7 protein-coding genes and 1 rRNA gene are annotated in these 12,899 nt (G+C 63.2%); all 8 read right to left on the reverse strand.

Annotated features, from left to right (window positions below; translation table 11 throughout):
- Positions 1-223: 223 nt before the first annotated feature.
- On the reverse strand, positions 224-988 hold the full coding sequence (locus GJ700_RS34345; protein ID WP_154382663.1) for a YfaP family protein: 765 nt from the start codon (positions 986-988) through the stop codon (positions 224-226).
- A gap of 5 nt (positions 989-993) precedes the next feature.
- Positions 994-1,788 carry a YfaP family protein gene (locus GJ700_RS34350; RefSeq protein WP_154382665.1) on the reverse strand — a complete coding sequence of 265 codons (795 nt, stop codon included), beginning with the start codon at positions 1,786-1,788 and terminating at the stop codon, positions 994-996.
- A complete protein-coding gene (locus GJ700_RS34355; RefSeq protein ID WP_195764110.1) occupies positions 1,785-3,440 on the reverse strand; it encodes a DUF2300 domain-containing protein in 1,656 nt (551 codons plus the stop codon). Before GJ700_RS34355 ends, GJ700_RS34350 begins: the two co-directional genes overlap by 4 nt.
- A gap of 29 nt (positions 3,441-3,469) precedes the next feature.
- Positions 3,470-7,975 (reverse strand): alpha-2-macroglobulin family protein, encoded by a 4,506-nt coding sequence (locus tag GJ700_RS34360; protein WP_229507410.1) that lies wholly within the window; start codon positions 7,973-7,975, stop codon positions 3,470-3,472.
- A gap of 29 nt (positions 7,976-8,004) precedes the next feature.
- Complete coding sequence (locus tag GJ700_RS34365) at positions 8,005-8,685, reverse strand: DUF1175 family protein (RefSeq protein ID WP_229507411.1); 681 nt, start codon at positions 8,683-8,685, stop codon at positions 8,005-8,007.
- Complete coding sequence (locus GJ700_RS34370) at positions 8,664-10,262, reverse strand: DUF2138 family protein (protein ID WP_154382673.1); 1,599 nt, start codon at positions 10,260-10,262, stop codon at positions 8,664-8,666. Before GJ700_RS34370 ends, GJ700_RS34365 begins: the two co-directional genes overlap by 22 nt.
- A gap of 71 nt (positions 10,263-10,333) precedes the next feature.
- On the reverse strand, positions 10,334-12,676 hold the full coding sequence (locus GJ700_RS34375; protein WP_195764111.1) for a penicillin acylase family protein: 2,343 nt from the start codon (positions 12,674-12,676) through the stop codon (positions 10,334-10,336).
- Between the two features lie 117 nt (positions 12,677-12,793).
- Positions 12,794-12,899, reverse strand: a 5S ribosomal RNA gene (gene rrf / locus GJ700_RS34380); the annotation flags it as partial.

The following is a 12,899-nucleotide window of genomic DNA, read 5'->3' on the forward strand; positions in this document are numbered from 1 at the left end:
GCCGATCTCATCTAACACCCACACTTATCGACTGTTTATTTTTAAAGAAGGCTGCTTACTTTTCGTATTCGACGAAGCGTTTTGTTCGTCAGCAGCAGAGAAGCGAGATTATCTAGTGTTTCGTGATATTCGTCAACCCCTTGCTTCGCTACGCTGTTTTGCTTGAGGCATCTCAGCGCTGCGGGGACCGAACTATAGCAAAGCCACACCCACCGCGCAAGGCTTACGGGTAAACAAACGATTTCACCAAGGTCAGCTCCCCCGCAGCACGCATCGGCACCTGGAACACTTGCCGCTTTTCGCGCGGGGTGTTTTCGTTGGTGATGACCGCCACTTGGGCAATAGTCAGTACGCCCCGTTCGCTGCCACTGCCGAAGTAATTGACGTACACATGGTACAAACCGCGCGGTGGCGATGAACTGGAAAAGATTTCCGGGCCGAAGCCCGTGGTGACGTCGACATCGATGGCGCCGCCATTTTGCATCACGCGGTTGCCATACCATGCGTGTCCGCCATCCGGCGCCAGCACGTGCAAATCCAGGTCCGTCCCCGGACTGTCCCACGACAGCACGACGCGCAACCGCGCCTGCGTCTTGCCCTGGTACCCATCGACAAATTGTGCGCGGGCGCGGCTCTTGCCATCCGGCGCGCGCACTTCCACATTGTTCGAGCCGCTGCCAAAGCCATAGGGACGGCCAAAACTGCCATCCGGCTGCACTTCAAGCGGCATCGGCACGCCATTGACCACCAGCGTGGCGGGTTTGTCCTTGGCGGTGCTGTTGATGCGCCCCCGTATCTGCGCCGTGGCAGCCTGGCCCGGCTGCATCGATACGGTATTGGCCGGGTAATTGACCGCCTGCGTATACTCTTCACGGGCGCCGGCGGAGTTACGCCAGCCGCCCACGGGTGCATCCAGCGTGACCTGTGCCGCCGCGTATGGCGCCGATGTGATGAACAGCGCCAGCAAGCCTGAGCAATATGGTTTCATGTGAATCAGAATTTAAAGGTCTTCACCAGTGTCAGTTCGCCAATGCGGCGCAGCGGCACGACAAAGCTTTCGCGCCGCTCTTTCGTCGTGTTTTCATTGAATACCAGCGTGATGCGCGACGTGATGATGGGCCGCTGCCGCGTCGCCTCGTCGAAGTGATAACCATCGCCGCCAAAATTGCCCCAGTAATTGATCCACACCTGGTACAAGCCCCGCTGCGGCGACGTCATCGTGAAATTTTCCGGTCCCGGACCATCGACCGTATCCGCATCGAGCCCGCCGCCATTGGTCAGCGCCGGGTGCGCCCAGAATGCATGCTGGCCATCCGGCGTCACCACGTGCAAATCGACTTCCGCCTGATTATCATCCCACGCTGCAATCACGCGGATCACCGGCTGCGGCCTGCTGCGGTCCGCCTCATAGAATTGCACGCGTTTCAGTGACTTGCCATCCGGCGTGCGTACCTCCACGCTGTTGGAACCGGAACCGAAGGCATAGGCGCGCGCATAGCGGCCATCGTCATCCGTGTACAGCGGCGTGGGGTTGCCATTCACCACCAGCATGTGGAATGGCCGCTTTTTCCCCGCCTTACCCAAGTTCCCCTCGATCATGCGACGTCCCCGCTGCGCGCCCCGGTCGATCAGGTTGTACGGATAATTGACGGCCAGTTCCTGCGACTTGTCGACCAGTCCCGCGCGGTTCCAGCCACCGCCGGGCGCGGTCAGCGCATTGCCTTCCTGTGCCAGGGCTGGCAGACCGGCCAGCGCCAGCATCAAACATATTCGGTGCGGATGCCTCATGGCGCCTCCAGCTTCAAGTCCGTAAGACGGCGCGCCAGCCGCTCCACGTAATCTTCATCCTGCCCGCGCGGGTGGCGGCGCAAGCCCAGGTGCAAGTATTCATGCGCCAGCGTGATGCGGTCTTCGCGCGTGGCCAACGGCCGCATGAAAATACGGTTGCGCGACTGCTCGGAATACGGCGCGCCGGATGCCAGCGCGCAGACCGCCGGCAATTGTGGCGGCGCCTCATAGCCCGCTTCCTGCCGCAACACGCGCTGCCAGCGGGGTAGTTCACGCTCCAGCCATACTTCATTTTGCGCCAGCCGTAAACAGCGCGCGCCGCTGTTGCCAGCCGCCGCCAGTGCCCCATGGGGATACGCATCGGCCAGCACTTCATCGAAAGTTTTTCCCTGCCGCGCCAGCGCGACGGCACGGGTCCATGCCAGCGTGTCGGCGGAAGGCGTATCGCGGTGATAGCGCACCGGCGCGCCATCGACCACCAGCTGGTCGGTCCAGCGTGCGGCCGCCAATGCCGCTGCGCTGGCGGGATTCGGGCTGACACGCTGCGTGGCGCTACTGTCGGTAATATGCTGGCAACCCGCCACTTGCCGCGCATTTTGCTGCAAATAGCTGCGCGCGGCGATGGCCAGCGCGCGAGCCGCTTCCACCGGCTCGGCGCCGGCTTCGCGATCGATCACGCGCGCCACATATTCGTTGACGCCGAAACGCCCGCGCAATGTCATGCGGCCATCCGGTGCTTTTTCCAGCACCATGTCTCCCGCGCTGCGGAATGCCAGCGCCTGTCCATTGTCGAACGTCACACGGTATCGCCCACGCAGCGGTCCCGGCGCGGCCGGACCTTCATCGCCGCGCACCGTGCGCAACGGATAACGGACAAAGTAATCCACCATGACGCAGCCGCTGTCCTCCGGCTCCGCCTGCGGTAATACGGCAGCCAGGCGCGGCGCCCATGCGCGCAACACCGTGCTGCTGGTGCCCTGCCCCGCGAACCAGACCGGCGTGCCATCGGCCAGCCAGCCGGCGGCGCCGCCCAGGCGCTCCTTGCCCTCATGCCATGAGAAAGTCTTGACCCGCAGGCGGCTGCCAAACCATCGCACGCTGTCGGCGCCGCGCCCGTCCAGCACCACGCGCAACAGCGCCTGCTCCGCTTCCGCGCGCCCTGCAGGCGGAATGCCGGCCAGCGCGCGCAGCAGGCTGTCCAGCCGCACCAGCCGTTCCGGCGCCAGTTGCGATGGCGCCGACAGCCACGCCAGGTCGCCAGCCGGTATGGCGCCCAGCCGCTGCGTCCAGTATGCACGCCACGGCGGCGTGGCCAGCATCAGGCGCGCCGGCGCGAAGAACAAGCCGCACGATTGCGCCAGTGCCGCGTCGCGGCTGACCGACTGGCCCGCGTCGCAGCAATACACCTCGTCCGGATCGCGCCCGCCGCAACGATAATCCGGCAGCGGCGTCCTGGTTTCCACCGTGTAGAGGTAGACAAACAGCTTCCACAGGCTCCCCAGCGGCACCATGCGGCCGCCGTCGAATGCGGGGACTGCCGCGCCCCCCTGCCGCAGTTGCGTGACATGGACACGGCCATCCTTCCACCACGCGACGTCCAGGCTGGCGGCGGCGCATGGCATGGCGGCGGCCAGCACTGCGGCCACCGTCATGCCGTATACCGCTGGCAATACCTTTGACATCACTCGACCTTCAGCGTGCGCATGGTTTTGCCATCGCCTTCAAATGCTTTTTGCTCCGGCTGGTACATGCGATGGAAGCGTGCCGGCGGCAAGACATAGCTGCCCTTCTGCGCAAAGCGCAGCAAATGGCGCACCGTCACGTCGCCCTCCAGCGGCTCGACCGGTACAGCATAACCATCGCGCCGCTCGGCGTGGCGGGTGCGCTCCAGCGGCGCCGGCGGATCGCCCGCCATCGTGATGCCCCAGGTGCTGGCTTCCACCATGGCGCCCGGTGGCAGCGCGACTTCCAGCAAACCATATCGGTGCCTGGTTCCCGCAGCGGGTTTCAGCGTGATTTCATCCATATACAGTTCGTCCGTGCGCAGCGCTTCGCCCGGCTTCACCAGTTCCGTCGTATAACCTTTATCACCCCGCTTCATGCGCACGATGCGGCGTTCGATGGCAACCGGCAGCGATGGCGCTTCCACGGCGCGGCTGTCGTATTGCACCACCGCCACCGTGCCTGCCGGCGCCGGCGTCGCCGCGGCAATGCGCAACTGGTCCGGTACCGCTTTCGTATCGGTCCAGCGCCATACCTGCTGGCCGCCACGGCTATCGGCTTTTTGCCACGGGCCGTCCAGCGCCAGCGCGGGTGGTTTGCCAAACGCGCCGCCGCCCAGTTTTTTTTGCACCCACAGCAAGGTCATCGCGCGGTCCAGCGTCGGCATGTCGGCCCGCACGGAAGACAGCACGCTGTCCGCAGCCGATACAGGCAATTCGCCCGCCAGCATCAGCAATGCCTGGGCGGCCGGCGCGGGCGACGCGCGCAGGATTTTCCATGCACCCGCCACCTGCTGCTGCAACGCAGGCGGCAACGCGACACTGTTTTGCGCCGCCACCACGGACGCCAGGCCCAGCGCCATGGCCTGGCTGTTGCGGTCATCCGGGGCGCCCAGCAACAGGCTGGAAGATACCCCCTGCTGGCCGGCCTTGTCGGTCAAGGTCACGCCGGCGATATCGTCCACCAGCCCGGATGCCAGCGTCCTGGTCGGCAAGCCCATGTCGTGCGCCATCCACAGCACCAGCGCGCGCTCCGCCATGCCGTCTTTCAAGCCATGCTCCGAATACACGGCCAGCAAATTGTTCCAGTGATCGGCCGGCATATCGATGCGCAACGCACGCGCCGCGTACCAGTCCGCGTAATACGCATAGGCCGTCATCAATGCGCTGCCCTGGGTGGCATTGCCCCACCAGCCGAAAACCGCCTTCGGTCCCGCCATCGACACCAGCCGCAGGCGCTGCGATTGCAGCGTCGCCGTCAGGCGGTCGCGCACACCGGCCGCATCGGGTCCCAGGCTCTGGATCGCCATCGTCAGCGGGATCAGGCGGCTGGCCGTCTGTTCCACGCAGCCGTACGGGAATTCGATCAGGTCATCCGCAATACGGGCAAAGTGGCTGGACGCCCCCTGTGCAAACGATACGCGGATATTGCGCGCATCGGCCGGCAGTTTTAACCCGCTATCGCCGCCGAGCGGCACCACCAGCGAACGGGGGCTGCTCCACGCGGCAGGCAATGCCTGCAAGTTCGTATCGAGCGCATCGACCAGCTTGCCGTCCTGCCTCACTTCCAGCCGCATCATGCCGCCGCTGGCAGCCAGCGGGAATTCCACATAATTGACGCCCGGCCTGGCGGACAGTTTTTCAGTTTTCGGCTGCGCGCCGCCGGACAATGTCACGTCCAGCTTTTGCTCCTTGTCGGTCTGGTTGAATACCGCGAACGATGCGCGGGGCGCATCGCCCGTGCGCAGCCAGTCGGGCGCGGTCCACTTGGCATAGTAGTTCTTGTCCGAGCGCAGGTAACCGGTACGCTGCCCCACGCGGCCCTGCGCATCCATCGCACGGCCCGTGATGCGCCAGCGTGTCAGCGCATCCGGCATGGTGAAGGTGACGCGGGCGCGGCCGTCGGCATCCGTCTTCAGCGATGGCGCCCACAGCGCGGTATCGATATTGTCGCGACGCGGCCGCTCCAGCACCTTGACGCCCCGCTCGTTGTAATTGTGGCGCGCCGGCGCGCCGCTGGTACGGCCCTGCGCCATGTCGTAGCTGATGAACGACAGGCTGGCCGTGGTGCGCACATTGTTGCGGCGCGGGTGGTAAAAGAAATCCGCGATGTCCGGTGCGATGTCCGGCTGCAGCACGTAAATCATTTCATCGACGACACCCAGCGCCACCAGGGTCGACAGCGGTTTGCCTTCCAGCGTGGCGGTCACGTCCAGCGTGACTTTTTCACCCGGCTGATACACCTCTTTATCAGTCTTGAATTGCAGCGCGATGCGCGGCTCGATCACCAGCAAGCCGGCATTTTCAAACACGAATTCGCCATTGCGCGTGTGCGCCACGGAGAACGTGATGTTCGGCCCATGCTCTTCCTTCACTGGAATGCGCACGCGCCATTGCGCCGGCGCCACGCGCACCGCCTTGTACCAGCCAGCGCCGCCATTGAGCAAGCCATGCTGTTCCACCTTGTCGCGCTCCAAGGTCAGCAAGGCCTGGTCGACGGGATCGGAAAACGTAATCAGCGCTTCCGCTGTCTCTCCCGGCCGGTATTGCGCACGGTCCAGCACAATTTCGATACTGCCCGGCGATGTTTTCACGCCCTCGCCGCTGACCCAATGGGTGGCCGCTGCAAGCAAGTTGCCCTTGTCATCGCGCAGCGACAGCTGGTACGAACCGGATGCGGGGAACGTGACGTCCCAGCCCTTGGCATTCGGATCGAACGCGCCATTGGTTTTCGTCTGTTTTTCCAGTTGCACCATTTCCCAGCGCACGGGGCGCACGGTGGCCTGGCCGTCCGGGATCAAATCAAAATGCACGGCCTGGCCCGGATCGGAAAACTGGCGCGCGGCTTTCAACTGGTAGCTGGTGGCCGAGCGCTCGATCATCAGTTCGCGCGTGGCTTTCACGCGGTAGGCCGCGCCATCGGTGGCCAGTACGGTGAGGATATAGCGCGACGGATCGGTGGCCGGCGGCAGGGAAAATGCGGCATTGCCGCTGCCATCCGTTTTCAGTTCTTCCGTTTTCAGCTCGATGGGGAACAGGCCGCCATACCGCAACTCGCCCTCCACCATGGTATTTTGCTGGCCCCGCACAGTCAGCGACAAGGTCGCGTTTTTTACGGGCTTGCCGTCCGGGTAGCGCAGCGCGATATTGCCGCTGACTTTCTCTCCCGTCTTGAACTCGGGTTTCGCCGGCTGGATATTGATTTCAAAGTGCGGCTTCACATATTCAGCGACGCGGAACGCTGCGCCATAGACACCGTCGCGGTAAGTAAAGCGCAACTCATAGCCGCCGGCCGTCGCCTGCTCCGGCAAGCGGAAACGCGTTTCCGTGCCCGTTTCGCCGGACAGTTGCAGCGCCTGTGTCAACAGCGGCGTGCCGTTCGGGTCATACACGGTCAGCGCCACCGGCGCGGCCATCGCCGCTTGCGACACGCGTGCGGACTTGAATTCGCGGCCCAGGAATTTCACGTTGACTTCATCGCCAGGGCGGTACAGCGGCCGGTCCGTCACCGCATAAATCTTGGTGTTGTAGATTTCGCTGTCGTAGTAGAAATTCTCGGACACGAACACGCCGCCATCGCGGTCTTCGCCCAGCACGTATGTGTGTTCCGGGCTGCCGCGCTCCATGACGGCGACGCCGTCGCTGCCGGATTTCGCCGATTGCAGCACGCCCGCGCCATCGGTCCACGCGATGTTTGCCGCGGGCACCGCGGCGCCATTGTCGCGGCGCGCCGTCCACACCAGCATCTGGCCGGACGATACTTTGGTGACGGCCATGGTATCGGACACGAACACCAGCGTGGTCGCGCGGTGTTCGCCGATGATGGCTTCCACCAGGTACAGTCCCGGCTTGCGCTTGCCGACCGGGATCATCACGTTGCCGCTGCCTTGCTGGATGAATTCGCTGCTGGAGCCATCGAGCTTAACGCCTTTGGGCGGCTCGATCTGCTTCGCCTGCCAGATCGGATAGCGGAAGCTGTCCACCATCTCGTAGCCCTTGAGGGGCTTGTATTGCGGGTGGTTGGCAAACACCGTGGGACGGCGCAGCGCCTCTTCATTGGTGGCCAGTTTCGGCTGCTCCTGTGTGACGGCGCGGCGCGCTTCCGTTGAAAAGATCTTGCGCCATGCCAGGCGCGCCTGCTTCCACCAGCTATCCCACAGGAAGCTCAGCGTATTGGCCAGGCCTTCGCCCTGGTAATTGCCTTCCACCTGGATGCGGTGCAGGTTGCGCTGCTTCTTGAGAAATTCCAGCGGTTCCGGCACGCGGTAGACGACGATGTCGACGCCCGAATACGCTTCCGTATTCATGCGTCCCATATCGCGTCCCGGCACTTCCAGCCGTACTTTGGCTTCATCCTTGCTGCCATAGCCGGCGTCGGACAAGAGGAAGAACGGTTCGCCCTTGAACAAGGTGTAGCCGCTTGCGTCCTGCGCGCTGGCCCGGCCCGCCGGCGCGAGCGCCACCATGGCGATCAGCCCCAGTGCGAACCACAGCTTCAGGACAGAAACGACAGCCGGAAAATACCGGCGAAATTGGGATTGCTGGCCACAGGTTGCCACCGGGTGTCCTTCCATGTCATCAATTGTTTGATATCGACGGCCCGCAAGCCGTTGTCGTCGGGTGCCACGGTACCGGTGTGATAGGCGATACGGGCGCCCATCCACACCATCAAATGCTGTTCGTCGCCCTGGTCGAAAAACAGCAAGTCTCCGGGTTGCGCCTGGCTCACTTCTCGGGCGACAAACCGGCTGTTGTGCTGCACCAGCGCCAGTGCCGTGACGAAGTGGCCGACCTGGCCGCCCGTCTGTATCCAGCGGTTGCGCAGCGCCGCCTGTTCACGGTTCAAATCCAGTTCCGGTGGCAGCCGCCGGTCCGTCGCGATGCCATTCGCGCGCAGCCACCAGGCATCGTGCGTGTTCAGCGCTTCATTGACGGCAAAGCGCACCAGGCCCGCACAATCGCGGTGCTGCCAGCGCGGCGTCGGTCCCCGCTCCAGTTGCGCGCTGACGATGCGCAGCATCCACGCCTGGAATGCGCGGGATTGTTCCTGGGACAGCCGCACCTGCTGCTGCGCGGGGCTTCTCAGCGCCCAGGCATGCGGCGCAGCCGCCACCGTACAGGCGGCCGCCAGGGCGCGCACGACCGCGCGGCGCGTCATTGCGTGATGGCTTGCCATTCCAGCGCTTGCCATGCCGTGCCGGAGGCCGGCAGGTTTTTCAGCACCATGCGATACGGCGGGTATTTTTTCAGCGCCTCCAGTCGCGGCACCAGGTGTTCATCGGCAGCCGTGCGCAGCACCGGTTCCTGGTTGGCCGGCAAGGTCGCAAACGCTTCCTTCTGGATCAGTTGCGCCAGCGATGCCGGCGCGATCAGGCCGACAGTGTGGCCGGGATCGGGCATGCGGTCGGCCGCTGCCGGCGCCTGTTTGCGCTTGACGGCGAGCACTTGGTCGACCAATCGTGCATCGGCGGAAAACACCACGGTGTTGCCGGCCACCGCCAGCGTTGGCGACGTGTCGCCCAGCTTGGTGGACACGGTGCGCTGCCAGCGCACGGCGCCGCCCTTGGCTTGCGTCTTTTCCACCTGCCCGCCGCCGCCGACGGCCACGTCGAACAGGCTGCCCAGCAAGGCTTCGCTACCTTTGCCATCATCATTCGCGGCGCGGCTGGCAATGAACACCGGCGTATGCAGGCGCGAATGGCCATACCAGCATGCCGCCACCGGCCCCGCCAACTGCTCCGCCAATGGCTGCACCGATACACTGGCTTTGCCGCCCACGCGCTTCAGCACGGGCTGCATCGCTTTCCAGTCGGCCGGCACTGTGAAACAACCGCCCGGGTTATGCGGCAACGCGGGCCACAGTGCGGCGCTGTCATAGCCGCCCTTGGCCAGCTTGCCGCCATCGATCAGCACTTGCGAACGCCATGCGCCTTTGCTGAAATCGAAGCGCAGCGCTTGCAACGCACCGAAGAAAGGCTGGTAGCCGAACGACAGGAAGTCCGCCTTGACGGCAATGCTGTGCCCTTCGGCGGGCTTCTTATCGAAGTGGAATTGTTCGTGGAAGGGGCGCTGCTTGTCGGCCGACGACGCCAGCAAACCGGAAACGACATCGGCCGCCGTGCTGTCGGCCCGCTTGCCATCCTTGCCGCCATACAGCATCCCCGGATGCGACAAAATCACCATCCGTTCGCCGTGGGCGGCAATCAGCATGGTGCGGCCATAGGCATAACTGAGGGCATAGACTTGCACGGTATCGCCATCGACGCGCAAGCCACCGGCGATTTTCAACTGCGTATCCTTGAGCGCCACCTTGCCCGCTTCTTCCAGCAAGCGGCTCAACTGGCTGCGCGAGACGGCGATCGCGAAATGCTTCAGCGAGCCATCGCCATCGCGCCACAGCGCCACTTCCGCAGGCTGGTCCAGCACCATGCGGATCAACTGGTCGCCCCATCCCAGTTCATGTTCATAGGCGATACGGCGCAGGCTGCCCTTCAGGCCCAGGCGGTCTTCGCTTTGCTCGTAATAAAACAGGAAATCTTCGCGCAACACATCGCGCGCCAGGGGGATGGTCAGCAAGTCGCGCGGCAGTGCGGACAGGCTTCCGGTGACGATCAGTGCATCAGGCTTGGCGAGGTCGAGGTTCAGGCTGTTGACGGGACTCATCAAGTCCCATCCCAGGGTGCGGTAGCCAACCAGCGCAGCCGCGCCGACAGCCACCGCACCGAGAACCTTGACCAGCGTCTTTTTCTTCATCACTGAGCCCGTATAAAGCCATTGAAGTTAGCAATATAGCATGCTCAAAATACTTGCTGTAGAAGAAAATTTTACTTGTCGGTCAACACTTTCCGGCTATAAGCGGGGTCTTTACGAATCTCGCTGTCCGAGAACGGCAGTTTCACCAGCTTCTTGCGCGAGAACAGCGGCAACTGGTCATCGTAATACGGCGATTTCGGATCGACCGATTGACCATAAGGCAGCAAGCCCCGTGCGACCGGGCCGTCACGGTCAAAGCCGACGACCTGGATATAGCTGGCGCCCCAGTTGACGTTGCCGTAGCCCGATGGCGTCAAGTCGCCCTGCATGACCATGGTGTTGTAGACGCCGTCTTCATCACCGAGGCCGCCATGGAGAGCGTAGCGTTTGCCATTGCGGGTCTCGGACTGGTAATCGCCAAGGCGGGCATACAGCGGGACATTCTGCTTGTTCAGCTTGACCACTGCGGTACGCAGCGCGTCCAGCAATGCCGGTTTCGCTGCCACCGCGACGCCGCGTGGCGTGTTCACCGGATCGGCGGGATTGAATGGCACGGACCATTTATCCTGGACCGCGGCGGCGGCACGCCAGAATTCGCGGAACAGCACGGCGCCGCGGCTGTCGATGTCGGCCTTGCGGTCCCACGTCTGCAAGACCGCGCATGCCAGCAGCAAGTCGCGGTCATTGGAAGCAAAGCAGGCCGGGATCAATTCCGGCAACACCAGCTCCGCCGCGTGGACCCGATTGCTGAACAACAGGTCTTCCAGGTCATCCATGTTCAGATGACGCTCGCTGGCCAGCGCCTGCTCCACCTGTTTGAAACCGATACGCGTGCGCAGCGTCTGTTCGACGCCGGGCGAGCCATACAGCGGCGAATAACCGAAAGGCGCGGGGCCCATCAGCGGAGCGCGTACGTTGGCCAGCCAGTACGCGTCGTTGGAATTGCCGACATAATCTTCCCGCTCCTGGGCCGGCATATTGACTGCGCCAAATATGCCGGCGGCGGCGCCGTCATCCTGGCCCCATGCGCAGGCGCTGCGGGTGCCGTCGAACGCCAGCAGCGCCGGTACGACGAAGCAGTCGGAGGCGAATTTATCCGCGCCCATGTGCGGCACGCGGCTGGCGTCCATGTACAGCGTGCCGCCGTTGCGGTCTGCTGCAATGGTATTCACCCATGGCAGCGCGCCCACGCCGGACAGGCTGGCTTTCGCTGCGTCGACATTGCCGGCCTGGCCCAAGGTCAGCCATTGTTCCAGCATGCGCGTGCCGTTGCGGTTGGCATCGCCCAGCGCGAATGCGCGCTCGGCGGTCCATCCCACACCGGCGGCGGGATTCACGAAGACCGCGCCGTGTTTGGTGGCGTAAAACGTCTTTTGTTTGGACTTCAGCGTGCCGTCCGCCTGCAGGACGTCGATGGCCACTGTCCGCGACGTCATCTTGACGGGCGCGCCATCATGATAATACGTGGTGCCGGTGGGATCGGATGGGTCCAGCGCCAGGGCGAACGTGGTGAAGTGGATGGCCTTGGTGACGGTATGGGTCCACGCCATATCCTGGTTGAAGCCGATGACCACGACCGGCAAGCCTGCCAGGGTGGCGCCCATGACGTCATATTTTCCTGGCACCGTCAGGTGCAGCTGGTACATGCGTTCCGTGCTGTTCCATGGGTAGTGGGGATTGCCCAGCAACAGGCCACGGCCGTTGGCGCTGGCATCGCGGCCTAAAGCAAGACCGTTACTGCCGATACCGGCCGGCATGCCGGTCGGGAGTTTTGCCACGGCTGACGGCAGCGATTTCGCCAGGGCGACGGGGGCGGCGGGATCGCGGGCGGCGCCGACAATGCCGGCGGCAAACACGTCACCCGTGGCGTGCAGCGATTTTTCTTCCACCAAGCGGTACATGTCGTCGACCGTGATGGGCTTGACCCACGCGGCATTGCGGCAGGCGTTCGGCAATTTTTTCTGGTTGTCGCTCAGGTAGCGGTTGTAGCCGTCGACGTAGCCGACCAGCAAATCCCGTATTTCCTGCTTGCCGGACGCATAGCCTGCGCGCAGCTGGTCGATGTCGACATACCCTTTGTAATAGAAATCGCTTTGCTCATTGGTGAGGTCGATATAGCCGTTGGCGACACCATATTCACCGTTTTTCGGCGTGGTGGTGTGCGCGTCGGGACCGAAGTAGCGCGAGCGCTCCCCCCGCACGGTGAGGAAGGTATCTGCCAGCATGCAGACGTTATCCTGGGCATAGGCGTATGCCACGCCATAACCCAAGCTGCGGAAATCGTTGGCTTTGACGTGTACCACACCATAGCTGGTGCGCGTGACTTCAGTGCGGATCTTGTCTTTTGCCAGTTCGGCAGCGGTACCCGATGTGGCGAGGGTGGCGAAGAGGCAACCCAGTGCGTATGCTTTCATGTTTTCCTTTGTTTTTAGATAATTATCAAAACACAAAGATAGTAACATTGATAACACGATGCACAATACAAAAAACCCCGCCAAGAGCTAACTCAGCGGGGTTTTTCTATATAACTAGCCTGACGATAACCTACTTTCACACTGGTTGCAGCACTATCATCGGCGCAAAGTCGTTTCACGGTCCTGTTCGGGATGGGAAGGGGTGGGACCGACTTGCTATGGT

Source organism: Pseudoduganella rivuli, assembly GCF_009674485.1.
In the GTDB taxonomy this organism is placed as follows: domain Bacteria; phylum Pseudomonadota; class Gammaproteobacteria; order Burkholderiales; family Burkholderiaceae_D; genus Rugamonas; species Rugamonas rivuli_B.

Excerpts from the sequence above, each read along its gene's own strand:
- GJ700_RS34345 (WP_154382663.1), bottom strand. The coding sequence starts at position 988 with ATGAAACCATATTGCTCAGGCTTGCTGGCGCTGTTCATCACATCGGCG.
- GJ700_RS34350 (WP_154382665.1), bottom strand. The coding sequence starts at position 1,788 with ATGAGGCATCCGCACCGAATATGTTTGATGCTGGCGCTGGCCGGTCTG.
- GJ700_RS34355 (WP_195764110.1), bottom strand. The coding sequence starts at position 3,440 with ATGACGGTGGCCGCAGTGCTGGCCGCCGCCATGCCATGCGCCGCCGCC.
- GJ700_RS34360 (WP_229507410.1), bottom strand. The coding sequence starts at position 7,975 with ATGGTGGCGCTCGCGCCGGCGGGCCGGGCCAGCGCGCAGGACGCAAGC.
- GJ700_RS34365 (WP_229507411.1), bottom strand. The coding sequence starts at position 8,685 with ATGGCAAGCCATCACGCAATGACGCGCCGCGCGGTCGTGCGCGCCCTG.
- GJ700_RS34370 (WP_154382673.1), bottom strand. The coding sequence starts at position 10,262 with ATGAAGAAAAAGACGCTGGTCAAGGTTCTCGGTGCGGTGGCTGTCGGC.
- GJ700_RS34375 (WP_195764111.1), bottom strand. The coding sequence starts at position 12,676 with ATGAAAGCATACGCACTGGGTTGCCTCTTCGCCACCCTCGCCACATCG.